The 14,020-nt window shown below is 39.9% G+C and carries 12 protein-coding genes; 7 read left to right on the top strand and 5 right to left on the bottom strand.

Going from position 1 to position 14,020, the window contains the following annotated elements; translation table 11 throughout:
• Positions 1-19: 19 nt before the first annotated feature.
• The gene (locus ACE1TI_RS00755) at positions 20-1,564 is read right to left on the bottom strand and encodes a 4-hydroxyphenylacetate 3-hydroxylase N-terminal domain-containing protein (protein ID WP_375005656.1); all 1,545 of its coding nucleotides are present in this window, start codon (positions 1,562-1,564) and stop codon (positions 20-22) included.
• Between the two features lie 536 nt (positions 1,565-2,100).
• Between ACE1TI_RS00755 and ACE1TI_RS00760 the strand changes: the two genes are divergently transcribed.
• Positions 2,101-3,555, top strand: a complete 1,455-nt coding sequence (locus ACE1TI_RS00760; RefSeq protein WP_375005657.1) for an MDR family MFS transporter — start codon at positions 2,101-2,103, stop codon at positions 3,553-3,555.
• A 33-nt stretch (positions 3,556-3,588) separates the two neighbouring features.
• Here the strand turns inward: ACE1TI_RS00760 and ACE1TI_RS00765 are convergent, their stop codons facing one another.
• Entirely contained in the window at positions 3,589-4,662 is a 1,074-nt protein-coding gene (locus tag ACE1TI_RS00765; RefSeq protein ID WP_375005658.1) for a M14 family zinc carboxypeptidase, read from the bottom strand.
• A 932-nt stretch (positions 4,663-5,594) separates the two neighbouring features.
• Here ACE1TI_RS00765 and ACE1TI_RS00770 point away from each other — a divergent pair.
• The gene (locus ACE1TI_RS00770) at positions 5,595-6,266 is read left to right on the top strand and encodes a histidine phosphatase family protein (RefSeq protein ID WP_375005659.1); all 672 of its coding nucleotides are present in this window, start codon (positions 5,595-5,597) and stop codon (positions 6,264-6,266) included.
• A 67-nt stretch (positions 6,267-6,333) separates the two neighbouring features.
• Positions 6,334-6,471 carry a hypothetical protein gene (locus ACE1TI_RS00775; RefSeq protein ID WP_375005660.1) on the top strand — a complete coding sequence of 46 codons (138 nt, stop codon included), beginning with the start codon at positions 6,334-6,336 and terminating at the stop codon, positions 6,469-6,471.
• A 302-nt stretch (positions 6,472-6,773) separates the two neighbouring features.
• On the opposite strand, the gene ACE1TI_RS00780 is transcribed toward ACE1TI_RS00775, so the two are convergent.
• The 3 genes from ACE1TI_RS00780 to ACE1TI_RS00790 form a co-directional block, all read right to left on the bottom strand.
• Positions 6,774-8,573 carry a XylR N-terminal domain-containing protein gene (locus tag ACE1TI_RS00780; RefSeq protein ID WP_375005661.1) on the bottom strand — a complete coding sequence of 600 codons (1,800 nt, stop codon included), beginning with the start codon at positions 8,571-8,573 and terminating at the stop codon, positions 6,774-6,776.
• 37 nt (positions 8,574-8,610) lie between these two features.
• Complete coding sequence (locus tag ACE1TI_RS00785; RefSeq protein ID WP_375005662.1) at positions 8,611-9,072, bottom strand: flavin reductase family protein; 462 nt, start codon at positions 9,070-9,072, stop codon at positions 8,611-8,613.
• Positions 9,073-9,207: 135 nt separating this feature from the next.
• Positions 9,208-9,816 carry a TetR/AcrR family transcriptional regulator gene (locus tag ACE1TI_RS00790; RefSeq protein ID WP_375005663.1) on the bottom strand — a complete coding sequence of 203 codons (609 nt, stop codon included), beginning with the start codon at positions 9,814-9,816 and terminating at the stop codon, positions 9,208-9,210.
• 156 nt (positions 9,817-9,972) lie between these two features.
• Here ACE1TI_RS00790 and ACE1TI_RS00795 point away from each other — a divergent pair, with 156 nt between their 5' ends.
• Genes ACE1TI_RS00795 through ACE1TI_RS00810 form a run of 4 tightly spaced genes read left to right on the top strand, consistent with a single transcriptional unit; the run spans position 9,973 to position 14,005 of the window.
• The gene (locus ACE1TI_RS00795; RefSeq protein WP_375005664.1) at positions 9,973-11,538 is read left to right on the top strand and encodes a class I adenylate-forming enzyme family protein; all 1,566 of its coding nucleotides are present in this window, start codon (positions 9,973-9,975) and stop codon (positions 11,536-11,538) included.
• Positions 11,535-12,689, top strand: coding sequence for a thiolase C-terminal domain-containing protein (locus tag ACE1TI_RS00800; RefSeq protein WP_375005665.1), 1,155 nt, complete (start codon positions 11,535-11,537; stop codon positions 12,687-12,689). The genes ACE1TI_RS00795 and ACE1TI_RS00800 overlap by 4 nt, the downstream gene beginning before the upstream one ends.
• Positions 12,689-13,114: a Zn-ribbon domain-containing OB-fold protein gene (locus ACE1TI_RS00805; RefSeq protein ID WP_375005666.1), complete on the top strand. Its 426-nt coding sequence runs from the start codon at positions 12,689-12,691 to the stop codon at positions 13,112-13,114. The genes ACE1TI_RS00800 and ACE1TI_RS00805 overlap by 1 nt, the downstream gene beginning before the upstream one ends.
• Positions 13,115-13,120: 6 nt before the next feature.
• On the top strand, positions 13,121-14,005 hold the full coding sequence (locus tag ACE1TI_RS00810; RefSeq protein WP_375005667.1) for a cyclase family protein: 885 nt from the start codon (positions 13,121-13,123) through the stop codon (positions 14,003-14,005).
• The last annotated feature ends 15 nt before the right edge of the window (positions 14,006-14,020 follow it).

The raw sequence follows: 14,020 nt of genomic DNA on the forward strand, positions 1-14,020 counted from the left end.
TCCTCTTGCCAACAGAAAGTTATTGTTTGAAATAATTTACGTCATCTGGGTTGATCCACGTATCGTTTACCCAGCCATCCAGGTCATAATCAGCCATGCATTTTTCAGCAAACGCCTCATACGTGCTGGCCTCGCCTGATTCTTGAGCAGAGACCAGGTTTTCTAAACGGATGTTTTCATGGTTTCCGGAATAGTTTCGTTCATATAACTCATGACGGCCGCCGTATTCAGTACCCACAACTTCCCAAAGCATTTTGATTAATTTGATTTTTTCAAGAGATGCAATATCATTGGACCCCCGGTAAAGACGGTCAATCAGCGGCCGCAGCTCAGGATTTTTAAAATCAGCAGCGCTGGATGGCTGTACGATTAAGTTGCCGGCAACAACGTTTTCAATAATTTCTTTAATCTTAGGCCAGCCCTCCGACATGAAGACACGGTAGGAAAGGCCGTATTTAAGATTAGGGAGGACCGTGCCATTACGCCCTTCATCTGGATTTAGCGCCATCGCGTCACTCATCGACCAGAACATATTTTTCCAGGCTAACACTTCCCCAACGTTCGCCTGTACTCCGCGGAATTGATCGGTTCCATTCGTTTTGACGGCTTTAATCAACAATCCGGAAATGAAATCCAATTTTACTGCCAGTCTTGTCACTCCATGAAAGGTGAAGCGATGAAGAAATCCGCTTTCTGGGAAGAAGTTGTTTGCTTTATCAACGTCTTTATAAATAAGAATGTTTTCCCAAGGAATTAACGCCCGGTCGAATATAAGTACGGCATCGTTTTCGTCAAAACGGCTGCTTAATGGATAATCAAATGGACTGCCCATTACGGAAGCTTGCATTTCATAGGACTGGCGGCAGATAAGCTTGACTCCTGGGGTATCCATTGGTGCCACAAACACTAAAGCCATGTCTTCTGATCCAACGGGAACAGCTCCGTAGTGAGCGACAAAATTATAATTGGTTAAAGCCGAACCGGTAGCTACCATTTTTGCGCCGCTGACGATAACACCTTCATCTGTTTCTTCTTCCGCCCGGACAAAAACGTCGTTTACAGCTTCCATTGGCTTGTTCCGGTCTACCGGAGGATTAATAATTGCGTGGTTAAAAAACCAGTTATTCTCTTGTGCTTCTTTATACCAAAACCTTGCATTATCAGCGTAAGGGGCATAGTAATCTGGATCGGCGCCTAATGTTGCTAAAAAAGAAGCTTTATAATCAGGTGATCTGCCCATTTGTCCGTATGTGATTTTGGCCCATTCGGCGATAGCGTCTCTAGAATGACGAAGATCTTCTGCCGATTTGTCAAAGGTGAAAAATTTATGAGTATATCCGTTATTGCCTGTATCTGTTTTTGTGGTGATAATATTTTTGGTTTTTTCATCATGCAGTGCATCGTATTGCTTCGCTATAGATCTAGCAGCATTTCGAAAGGCAGGATGAGTGGTGACGTCTTTCACTTTTTCGCCGTTGATCCAAACTTCGCGGTTATCTTTTAAGCTTTCTAAATACTCTTTTCCTGTAAGCGGTCGTTCGGTTTTTTGTTGTTGTTGAAGCATTAAAGAAACCTCCTTCAAAACTTTTGCCAATTTAAGCGCTTTCAATTGGTACTTTTATTATGGTTTGTTTTCAGAATTATTTGAACTGTAAAATAACATTGATATTTTACCGATTTCTTTCTCTTTTTGTGGTTTTGAAATAACTTTACGGACTGGTGTGTTTTTATGGGTAATTAGAAGGGTGAACAAAAGAAGCTGCAGGTGAAGGAATGTGAGATATACATAATACTCATTGACTTTTCCAGTTTTTGACCTTATCATTAAGTTATTAAACAATCGGAAGGCTGAAATAGTACATGATTTATTAATCCTATTCGTGTAGAAAAAATTCGTTGGGAATAGGATAAACCTGTACTTATTGATATCACGATATGGTCGATAAGAAAAGATTGTTTTATTTCTTGACTGCTGTGCCTCCTATTCAGAAATGGATAGGAGGTTTTTACATTGCGTGATGCTAAACGTTTGAAATTCGCAAGCAGAATAAAGAATAATGGATAAGGGATTAATTCTTATATAAAGTCTTGAGGGATAACATGGAAACAAAATTAAATACAAAAATTATAATGGTTACCTTTATGATCGGTGCTTTTTTTGCCATTTTGAATGAAACGCTTCTCAATATTGCGTTAACAGAACTGATGAACGTTTTTGACATCAGTGCGGCGACGGTTCAGTGGATGGCGACAGGTTTCATGCTTGTGATGGGGGTTCTGATGCCGATTTCTGCCTTGTTGATTCAGTGGTTTACGACAAGGCAGATGTTTATTGGAGTGATGTCCATCTTTTTGACGGGAACAGTAATTGCAGCCTGTGCCTTGAACTTTCCGATGCTGCTTACTGGCCGGATGATCCAGGCGATCGGTACGGGGCTGTTGATCCCCGTTATTATGAATGCACTGCTTTTGCTTTACCCGCCAGAGGTACGCGGTCGGATTATGGGAACGTTCGGTTTGGTCATCATGTTCGCCCCGGCAATTGGCCCGACGCTATCTGGTGTGATCGTGGACTTTTTAGGATGGCGCTGGTTATTTATTACGGTGATTCCTTTTGCAGCGTTCTCGATTCTCTTCGCATTGAAATATTTGGAAAATGTAGGAGAGGTTACACGTCCTAAAGCGGACGTCTTGTCCATTATTCTTTCTTCCATCGGAATCGGTGGTCTTGTCTATGGCTTCAGCAGTGCCGGGGAAAGCGGGGGAGGATTTTCATCAATAAAAATTCTTGTAATAATTGGAATCAGCCTATTCAGTTTGATTGTTTTTGTAATACGTCAATTGAAAATCGAGGAACCTCTGCTCGATGTCCGAGTATTTGCCTATAAAAATTATGCTCGGGGAGTATCCATCTTTGTGATTGTGATCATGGCGATGTTTGCATCAGAAATAGTCATGCCGATGTATTTACAAGGGCCATTGGGATATTCGGCCAAAATTGCAGGGTTGCTGCTGCTTCCTGGTGCATTATTAAATGGGTTGATGTCTCCAGTGATGGGAACACTGTTTGATAAGCTCGGCCCCAGAAAGCTGATTATTCCGGCGACGCTGGTTTTGGTTGGTGTCATGATTTTCTTCAGCAGCATTTCCCCGTCCGTACCAATCTGGTCGTTTATCCTCGTTTATATGGTATTAATGTTATCCATTTCAGCCACGTTAATGCCATCACAAACGAATGCGCTGAATGAACTGCCAAAGCATCTCTATCCACATGGAACCGCCATTGCCAATACATTGCAGCCAATCGGCGGTGCGCTTGGCGTATCGATTTTCGTCAGTATCATGACCCAGGGCCAACAAAGTTATCTGGATAAACAGACGGGTCCGTTAACAGAAGAAGTAGTGGATAAAGCGATGACAGCAGGCGTTCACCATGCCTATTGGTTTGCTCTTGCGCTTTGTATTACCACTTTCATTATCGCGCTTTTCATCAGAAAAGCCGTTTCTCCTGATGTTGAAGAAGTAGGCGAAAATAAAGCTGTAAACGAAGGCTGACCCTACGTTGGGCCAGCCTCCTTTTCTTTTAACTTATTCACTTTTTTGACACTCTGTCTCTTCTGTCTCTACGTCATGCTGTTCGGGCAGGGATTCCCAAATGCTTGTATCAGCCGTTTCAATTGATTGGTCAGCTATTGCTTCTATGGCGCCCATCATCGCGTCTTCCCCTTGTTCTATTAACATATCACTATAACACTGTTCTAAAATAGAAGATTTATTAAGGGAATCAGAAAGTCCTCTATTTTCAAAAAGAAGAGTTGGAATGTTGTAATTCGCCGCAAAATTATTTCTGGCAATAGAAGTATACGTGTTATCACTGCGATAGTGTGCTATATTACTGTAATCTTTTGGCTCTAGTGACTCATACACAACAGCTCCTAATTTCTTGGAACGTTCTAGCACTTCCTCGGTTACGCCATCGTTTGTCGGGTAAAGCATGGCACCTGAAACAAGCTCTCCATCCTCAGTGGCTCGATTTGCTATTTGGTGGTGAAAATCAATGGCGTAATCAATGTTATATTGTTGAAGTACTTCTTCGTGCAGCGCCCTTGTTTCTGGTTGGGATAATGAATTGTGGGTCCGGTTTAGGTTAATTCCGTTCGCGTTATTACGGGTCTGCACTCCTCCTCGATACAAATTAGATGTATCCCAATCCACATCTCCTTCTGCCCCATCAAGGTTTAGGCGCGGTACAACAAGGATATTCACTTTCTCCATCAAGTCTCTTACTTTCCTGCTATTGGTTGAAAACTGATCAATAACTTTAAGAGCAGATTCTGTAACCAATGGTTCATTCCCATGCTGCTGGGTTAAAAATAATAGAGTTGGCTTATCAGAATCATCCAGGTCCTTTCCAATTTTTACAAAGTGAAGCTCTCGTCCTTTTACAGATTCGCCAATCACTTCTACAGCAATGTGATCTGCTTCTCGGTCAACGTCCTCAAGAAATTCTGACATTTCTTCATAGCTTGTTAAACTCTCGACTCTTAAAAGATCCTCATCACTTTTTCCAGAAGCGTCTACAGATTCATAGAAAGACGGCGTGACCAATAGGGATACAAATAATGCTGCGATAACGCCTGTTTGCACCATTTTTCTTAACATAATAATCCCTCCCATTTTTTGGTACAATTCTTTAAATGAATTCGAACATAAAAATGAAAATCCCTTCTATATTTGTAAAAATCGATCAATTGGCTGATTTTTCTTTTTTAAGCGAGAAAAAGGGAGAAAGAGTTGGATGTAAAGTCTTAGTACTATAAAAATTGGTACTCTCTTTATAATCCTCAAAAAGAAATAATTAAGCATTTTCCTTTCATACGGGAAGTGCTTTTTGTCATGTAGGTCCATAGAATAATATAAAGCGAGTTAAGGGAAACAACATCCATGGAGGCATGTTCGCTTTGGGAGGCTGTGAAGAAACATGAAAATCGTTCCGTTTCAAGTAGAAGGTCCTTATTTTACCAAGACGATTAAATTATTGTTCTATATTTGGGGCAGATCCAACAGCAATGAAGAATCTATTTAAGCGTTATTCTATGTATCCAAATTTTGAGGGGTATTTGGCTGTCAGTCATAACATAGTTGCAGGATATATTTATGGATATACATCCCTCTAAGGCCACTCGAAAAAACGGCTCTATTAACTGCTTGATGATGACCTTTCTTTTTACACAATTATATGGACTTTACAGCTCATGAAGTCCGAAGCAGGAACAAAAGAAGAGAAACGGTAGCCAAGAGAGGATCTTGGAGTCCGGAGCTGGAGCAAAAGAAGGGAAACGGTCACGAAGAGAGATGCTTAGAACACAAAACATAAAAAAGAGAAAACGAATGGTCAGCAAGGGAGAGCCTTGAGCTTGAACGGTAAGCAGCCAGGTCCTGGAAGTCCTAATTGGTTCCTCTTTAAAATCCCTTGGCTCAAGCCAACTGCGTTATTTAAACTTTTACACCTGCTCTTTGGATTAACAGTTAAAGCGTTACTGGCATATATTATTCAGATTCAGTGTCTATTAATCTAGAGGGAGAAAACTTTAATGAGTCCCGAACACACGACATTTACACAGGCAGAGCATTTGGAGCGTCTGAAAAAGGAATTCTGTAATAATGTTAAAGAAACGTCAGCAGGTTCAGCAACTTCCTATATGATAAGAATGAACCCTGCGCTGTTGAATTCGCTTCGAGAAGGCGGGTATATTTTTTATACGAGACACGCAGAAGCAACTGTGGGAGAAGATCAGACGAATTTTAACTTCTTTGATTGTTCTGCGCAAAGAAACCTATCTGATGTTGGAAGAAGCCAGGCTGTAACCTATGGTGAATCTTTTCGCCGTTTAGGAATTCCTATTGAGTATCCGGTTCTCGCCAGTCCTTTTTGCAGAACAAGAGAGACGGCTGGATTGGCTTTCGGAGGAGACAATGTGCTGGTTAATACATTTTGGTTTGAAGTATATAAGCTAAGCAGTGATTTAAGTCCAGTAGAACAGGCAAGAATACTAAACACTCTCCACTTATTTCTGGAAATCCAGCCGCAGCCGGGAAGTAATAGGGTCATTGTTGCTCACAGTTTCCCTGCAGGGGTGGGTTTTGGCCCAATTCCCAACATGGGAACCGTGATTGTAAAACCTCATGGTCCTGGAAATGGGCACGAAGTTGTCGCTCAACTTTCTTTAGAATTTATTAGCGGAGATAGGAATCGAATAAATTGATTCTTATCTCTTTTTTACAATCTAATTTGACAACTTTGTTGACGAAAAGGAGGAGAGGCTGAGCAAATTGGAGCGGCGAGTTTATTCTGATCAACAACAGACTGTGTTTGAGGAGCTTGTGCAAGAAACGGTGTCGATGTATCACTGTTTTATATCTATTATAGAAAATAGGGAAACAGGACAGCAGTTACAACGAATGAACTAGCAATATTACTTACTTTGTCTTTCAGAAGAACTTTGACGGCCCCGCAGCTCGTGGGCCGATCGCCATTTTTAAGACAATATGTACGAAAAGCAGTGAGTCAGCTGATAACTGTTTAAACGAGGATGAACGATAGCAATTCCATATCAACAGGTGCCAGTGGAGAAGAGATCAAAACCATATTAGAGGAAACGGGATTTGAAGAAATCAGGTTTGTGTGATTACCCTAAACTGTGATAAATATAAAACGATGAGTGAAAGGGTAGCCATAATATAAAGTTGCAAAATATATTATGGCTTATTTTTTAACGGGAAGCTGCTCGTTGTTTATTATTTATTTTAACCGCAAAATAAATTTGAATCGCTAATTGGCATTGAAAGCGGCCCGGACCGGATTTTAAATCAACCTCGCACAATTTCTCAATTCGTTCTAAACGATAGCGAACCCCTGCAATAGAGAGGTGCAGGTCATCAGCGGTTTGCTGCAGATTGCCGTTGTTATCAAGGTAGGATTTTAAGGTGAGTAATAAATTGGTTTGACTGGTTTGGTCATATTCGACCAATTCTCCAATCGTTTTTTGATAAAAATCAATCAGCTCTTTTTGATCCGTTCCTTTTAAAAACATAATGACTGGTTCTATATCTTCAAAGAAAGAAATACGGCTGTCTGAAGGCTGGGTAAGCTGAATAAAATCGCTGATGGTACAAGCATCCTGGTAACTTTTCGTTAAATTCTGCAAGCTTTTAGACGATCTGCCGACTCCAATATAAACAGTAGCAGAAGGGAATTTTTGGTGCAGGGAAGCGGCGATTTCTGAAGCGATATCGTTGGAATTTTCTGCATCTTTGTTAGATAAGATCATAACAATATACTGCTCTTTGGAAAAAACATCTTTGTCGGCATACGTTGTATTCAAAAACTGTAAAACTTCTTTGCTGATCGACTTGGGATCTATCTTAATAGACAGCACCCGATTTAAGGAGTCCGGCTTAAAGTTAAATAAGTGAGACCGTTTTTCAAAGACTTCTCTATCGACATTATTAAGCATTTCTTCGAAGAATTCTTCTTTTTTTCTCCAGAGCGATTTTGTTATTTTCCATTGATGAAATAATTGAATGGTAAAAACGCCTAATGCTCGTTTGATAATTAATTGATCTTTATTGGTCATTTTTTCATGTCCGATAATAACCATGCGGCCCAAATTAACATTATTTGCACGAATAGGAAAGGTCGATATATCATTTTGTTTTTCTTCTGTATAGATGGATTTGCCTGCCCAGTTATCATAAATAACTTTATCTTTTTCTTGTAAGAAAGCGCTTTCAATTATTTGATTATAGTAATCGACGACAATGCTTTTATTTAATGCTTTGGCCACAAAGTCGATCGTGTCGGAAAAATCCTTGTCTTCTAGAAATAAATTAGTTAATTCTTCTTGTATTTTGTCTGATTCCATAATGTTTTTGTTTATTTCGTGAAGCTCATTATAGGCGCGGTCGAGTTCTGTAGCTAGTGACTCTGCTTTATAATAGCGCATGTCCTTTTTGTGTTTTCCCTCCAGGTGCTCCAGGGTTTTCGCGACAAATCGGCAGTAGTCATCTCCTTTACCAGCGCACTTTTCCTCATATACAACCACATCTTTTCCGAAGGTGCTGGTGAGATAGCCACTTGCATAACCGACAAGTATCCAGCAGACAGTGTCCGCAGAATAACCGTAATGGTTTATGTGTTCGACTGCTTCAAATGAATTTCTCCAGAAGCCTGTAAAATGAAGTGAAGATTCGGTAGCTTCTATGGTATCAGGCTCTACGGTCACAACGCCTTCTAGCGTATGGAGAGATGGGCCGGCAAGCATTAGTTCTTTTTGTGTTTCCCATTCATACATAGAAGCGATACTTTCTCCGTCCTTCATTCCCCAGGCCCATCCGTATCTCATCAGAAATCCTTTCGCTCTTTCCATGCCAAGTGTATTGATCAAATCACGTCGCAAAAGCCCGAGGGCTTCTACAGATACCAAAGCCATTCGTTTTTGGTTAAAAGTGATCATACCAGTTCGGGGATTAATATCTATTAGGTTATCAAATAACAATTGATGAGCCCGCATTCCATACCCCTTTCTAAAAGTGTTAGAGAAGCTGCAGCTATTTGGCTGCAACTTCAGAAAATTTACCACAAAAATAAAGCAATGGATCACCACTATTATACTCAAAATTTTTAACTTCACCAAGATAAAGAACATGATCGCCGCCATCATAAGCCGCCCAGGGTTCGCATTCAATATGGGCTAGAGAGTTTTTTATACGCTGTCCCAATTGGCCTGTTTCCCATGCAAAAGGCTCCGGGTCCTGGGCCCGTCCTGCAAAGTGCATCGCGGTATCCTGCTGGTCATCTTTAAGGACATTAACAATAAACGTATTGTCTTTTAACACATTTAAGGCCGTGGTATTTCGATCTACAGAAACTAAAACAAGCATCGGATCAAGCGACACAGATGTAAACGAGTTAACCGTAAATCCGTGCGTCCCGGTTTCTGTTTCACTGGTGACCACGGTGACACCGGTTGCAAAATGTCCCATACAGTTCCGAAATTCTTTTGGATTCATCCCTAACACTCCTTATCATCTATCATTCTTATAATTTGTTTAAATTGTAACAATATTGAGTTAAATGATATACCGCAAAAAACATTAGAGAAAGTATCGATTACTTGCAGAAAGGTAGGGATGGTATAAAAGTGATTAATGCTTAAAGGTTCCTTCAATAAAAGTCCGTAAAAATTTTTCTGCCTTATCAGCAAAATTATCGTTGTTCATTAAAGACCATTCAAAAAAGTTGCCAGCATAAAAATTAAGTATCATAGCCATCATTTCCTTGACTGGAAGGTCCTCTCTAAACTCACCGTTTATTTGCCCTTCTTCAATTGTCTCACGAACAATTTTATATATATTTCTATTGCTGTCCATTAAATATGGAATGTCTTCTGTTTTTCCAAATTGGTTTATAAATACGATTCTCATAACCTCGTTTCCAAGTTTTTCAGAGTAAGTAAGACCTGCTTTTAACACTTGAATGAGTGTTTCGGATGACTTTAAGTTGTTTTCAAGGCGTTGATAGACGTTTAAATAAACGTTATCTATTTGTTTGTAGTATTCCACAATCACTTGATCCTTTGAACGGAAGTAAGTGTAAAAGGAACCTTTTGAGGTACCGGCCATAGACGTTATCTCATCAATGGAAACATTTTCGAATCCTCGTTCTAAAATAAGTTTTAAGGTAGCTTCAAATAATGCTTTTTTTGTTTCTAGAGCCTTCTTCTGCCTGTTAGTTAAAGTGTTATTATCTTTCATTTGGCACCCCATTCAAAATTTTCTAAAATTTTCAATTGACTCAATTCAATTTTATAACATATAATGACGTTAATCAATTGACTATATTCAATGAATTTGGTCAATTAAAATGCTTTCAAACGGTGTATATTGAATTAATGTGATGGAGGAGCAGGTATGGATTTAATTGGAAACAGGGATATCAACTCACTCGTAGACTGGCAGGTACAACTCCAGCCTTCTGAAGTTTTTATTGTTTGGGAAAATGGTGAAAGCGTTACTTGGAAGGAGTTCGCTGAAAAAACCCATTTATATGCCTCATATTTCAAGAAACTGGGGATTAAGAAGGGGACAAAAGTTGTTTTTCAGTATCGAACCTCTGTGGATCTACTTTACATGATCTTTGGGTTATATAAGCTTGGTGCGGTAGCCGTTATGTCGAATACAGCTAATACAAAAGAAGACCTTTCTTATATTGTTGAATACACCAATAGCAGATATCTTGTAATGGAAGGCGGGGAGGAAGACGAGGCGTTTATAAACCATGTGCTTCATCAGCATCCGGTGGAACGAATTTTAATTAACCAGAAAATCAAGCTTAACAGTAATAAAGTGTCCAATATGAAAGAAGGCATTAGCCTGAACAATGGTAAGGACGTTTTACCTCGGTTGAACCTTTCACCAGATGATCCAGCTACTGTGATTTTTACATCAGGGACAACAGCAAAACCTAAAGGTGTTATTTATACGCACGGAAATCATCTTTTTAGCGGCGAAATAATGGCTGATATTTTATCAATGGATAGAAATGATACGTTTATGCACCACTTTCCTTTTTTTCATATGAACGGTTTGGGCCAGCTTTTTGGGGTTTTAACAGCAGGGTGTCAACTGCTTCTTTTTGAAAGATTCCGCTCAAGTGTCTTTACAGACCGGGTTGAAAAATTTCATCCAACAATTACTCATTTAAATTCCACTCATATCAAAATGATATTAAACCATGTAAATGAGGAAAATTACAGGAATTCTTCTTTTAAAACTATTGGATTCGCTTTACAGATGGCGGATGAACATTATGACAGGTTTGAAAAAATATTTGGTCGAGTGTTAATCGAATTGTACGGGTTAACTGAATCCATAACGATTCCTCTGGTGAATCATCCCCACTTAAAACGCAAAAGGCAATGCTTAGGACTGCCTGCTTTTGGCTACGAAGTCAAAGTAGTAGATAAAAATGGCAGAGAAAACAATCCTTTTGAATACGGGGAAATTATTCTAAAGTGCTATTCAAAGCACGGTATTATGCTTGGCTACTATAATAAACCGGAAGAGACAAAGGAAACGATTAAGGATGGCTGGCTGTATACCGGGGATGTAGGGTATTACGATGAGGATTGGTATTTTTATATGGTTGATCGCAGAAAAGATATTATTAAACGGGCGGGGGAAAATATATCAGCGAGAGAAATTGAAGCAATATTAGAATCTCACCCGTCTGTGAAGGAAGCTGGAGTCATTGGCATTTTCGATGAAATAAGAGAGGAAGTGCCAAAAGCATTTATCGTTCGAAACGACCCAAATATACAAGAAAAACATATAAGAGAATACTGTGAACAGAAATTAGCTTATTTTAAAGTGCCTGAATATATTGAATTTATGGATAAACTACCAAAGACAGCCGTAGGGAAAATTGAAAAAAAGCTTTTAAGAAATTATGGAGAGAAGAGGAGCGTGAACAATTGAACATAAGCGAAAAAGTTGCCATTGTGGGCTCCGGAGAAGCAGAAAGAAATAAAAGGATGGGCAGAAGAGCCATCCATTTAGCTCTCGAAGCGTCTCAAAAAGCAATAAAAGATTCAGGTTTTAATAAATCTCAAATTGACGGGGTATTGACTGGTTATTCCTCCGTGGACTCTGAATTGGACTTTAGCTCAAGATTATCACAGGAATTGGGAATTACTCCGAAGTTCAGCAGCATGCTTTCCGTGTCGGGAGCAACAGGGTGCGCACTAGTTGAACATGCAGCTTTAGCTATAGCTTCTGGCTATTGTGAAACTGTATTGATCGCTTGGGCGGATAACAGATCGTCAGGAGCCATGCGGGATGATTACGTTTCGAAGTTATCGGAAGTTGGGAGCGAGCAGTTCGAAGTGCCTTACGGGCCTTTAATTCCAACCCATTACGCACTGGCAGCACAAAGACATATGCATGAATTTGGAACCACTCCTGAGCAGTTAGCATCAGTTGCTGTTACGTTTCGTGAACATGCGTTAAAAAACCCGGATGCCATGATGAAAAAGCCTATTACTCAAGAAGAAGTGCTGCAATCAAAAATGATTTCAAGCCCGCTTCGGCTATTGGATTGCTGCATTGTATCCGATTTTGGAGGTGCCCTGTTACTAACCTCCAAAAAAAGGGCCAAAGATGCCAAAAAAACACCTATTTACTTGCTCGGAATGGGGGAAGGGCATACCCACGAAAACATTATGAATGCGGAAAACTTAATGTATTCAGGAGCTATTACATCCGGCAGAACAGCTTTTGAAATGGCAGGGGTAACTCACAAAGATATAGACGTGGTGCAGCTGTATGATTGTTTTACGATAACGGTCTTAATGGAACTCGAAGACCTGGGGTTTTGTGAAAAAGGGGAGTCTGGATTCCTGGCAGAAAATGGATATTTATCTTTGGAAGGAGAATTACCGGCTAATACAAATGGAGGAATGCTTTCTTGTGCTAATGGAGGAATATTACATGTTACCGAAGCAGTGACACAATTAAGAATGGAAGGCAGAGAAAGGCAAGTGCCAAATAATCCTGAAATTGGGTTGGTTCATGGGAACGGCGGAGTCTTGTCCTCCCACGTCACTTTAATTATGGGGAGGGAGAGCTAGTGAGTAACAAAACGAAAAACATGCACAAAGATATTGTAACCGACTACTACTGGGAGCACTGTAAAAAGGAAAAATTAATAATTCAATACTGCAATGATTGTAAGCGGTATCAATATCCTCCGAATTTATTGTGCAGGCATTGCTTGTCGAAAGAAATCACATGGAAAGAGTCTGACGGTTCAGGAGAGATATACTCATATAGTGTGGTTCACCGGCCTCCGTCTGCCTTTTTTAAACCATTTGTTCCTTATGTCGTTTCATTAGTGAAATTAGAAGAAGGAGTAATGATGGAGTCCTGGATTATTAACGGTTTAGACAAAGAAAGTTCATTACAAATCGGTACAAGAGTGAAGCTCGCCTTTAAAGATTTTGAGTCTTATAAATTACCTGTTTTTGAAATAACTGATTCTGCAGGATGGGAGTGATAAAAAATGGATACCTCTTTAACAAATTGGAACCGCTGGGGTGAAGAAGATGAAAAAGGCGCTCTAAATTTATTAACACCGGATACCTTGCTGAAGGCAAAAGAACACATTAAGCAGGGAAAAGTTCAAAGTCTGTCGTACCCAATACGCCAAACAAAAGTACCAGTCTTTCCGAAGAGGACACCGGCTGTTCATTTCATGACAATCGATGGAGGAGACTACAAATCAGGAATGAATACTCCCGGTGGAATGAAAATAGCAGATGATTATGTTGTGATGCCGACTCACGGAACAACCCACGTAGATGGACTTGGCCATGTGTGGACGGAAGAACAGATATACAACGGATATAGTCAGGATAATATCCGCAGTACTGGTGCGAAAAAATGCGGGGTAGAAAAAATTGAATGGATCGCGGGTAGAGGAGTATTACTTGATGTGGCCAGGTTAAAAGGGGTTAATCATCTGGACAGTCAATATGTCATTACCCCGGAGGATATTGAACATTGCATGAAAAAGCAAAATATTGAAATCCAACAAGGAGACATTGTTTTAGTCCGGACAGGGTGGATGTCAGTGTTTGAATCCAATCCTGGCTTGTTTTATGAAAGGCAGCCAGGCATCGGGTTAGAAGCTGCCCGTTTTTTAGCGGAAAGAGATATTGTCGGATTAGGAGCAGATAATTTAACCGTGGAACCAATGCCAATGGAGGAAAATGCAAAGAAATCTCTGCATGTCTTTATGATACGCGAGTTAGGAATGTATCTAATGGAGATGCTGCATTTAGATGAATTTGCTCAAGAAAAAGAATATGAATTCTTCTTTGTCGCAGCTCCCTTAAAAATTAAGGGAGGGGTTGGAAGCCCGATTAACCCAATTGTAATTTATTAATATTTAGAGCTTCAC

The sequence above is a fragment of the Alteribacillus sp. JSM 102045 genome (assembly GCF_041949975.1).
In the GTDB taxonomy this organism is placed as follows: Bacteria; Bacillota; Bacilli; order Bacillales; family Marinococcaceae; genus Alteribacillus.

Excerpts from the sequence above, each read along its gene's own strand:
- ACE1TI_RS00755 (WP_375005656.1), bottom strand. The coding sequence starts at position 1,564 with ATGCTTCAACAACAACAAAAAACCGAACGACCGCTTACAGGAAAAGAG.
- ACE1TI_RS00765 (WP_375005658.1), bottom strand. The coding sequence starts at position 4,662 with ATGTTAAGAAAAATGGTGCAAACAGGCGTTATCGCAGCATTATTTGTA.
- ACE1TI_RS00810 (WP_375005667.1), top strand. The coding sequence starts at position 13,121 with ATGGATACCTCTTTAACAAATTGGAACCGCTGGGGTGAAGAAGATGAA.
- ACE1TI_RS00785 (WP_375005662.1), bottom strand. The coding sequence starts at position 9,072 with ATGAATCCAAAAGAATTTCGGAACTGTATGGGACATTTTGCAACCGGT.
- ACE1TI_RS00780 (WP_375005661.1), bottom strand. The coding sequence starts at position 8,573 with ATGCGGGCTCATCAATTGTTATTTGATAACCTAATAGATATTAATCCC.
- ACE1TI_RS00790 (WP_375005663.1), bottom strand. The coding sequence starts at position 9,816 with ATGAAAGATAATAACACTTTAACTAACAGGCAGAAGAAGGCTCTAGAA.
- ACE1TI_RS00770 (WP_375005659.1), top strand. The coding sequence starts at position 5,595 with ATGAGTCCCGAACACACGACATTTACACAGGCAGAGCATTTGGAGCGT.
- ACE1TI_RS00760 (WP_375005657.1), top strand. The coding sequence starts at position 2,101 with ATGGAAACAAAATTAAATACAAAAATTATAATGGTTACCTTTATGATC.
- ACE1TI_RS00795 (WP_375005664.1), top strand. The coding sequence starts at position 9,973 with ATGGATTTAATTGGAAACAGGGATATCAACTCACTCGTAGACTGGCAG.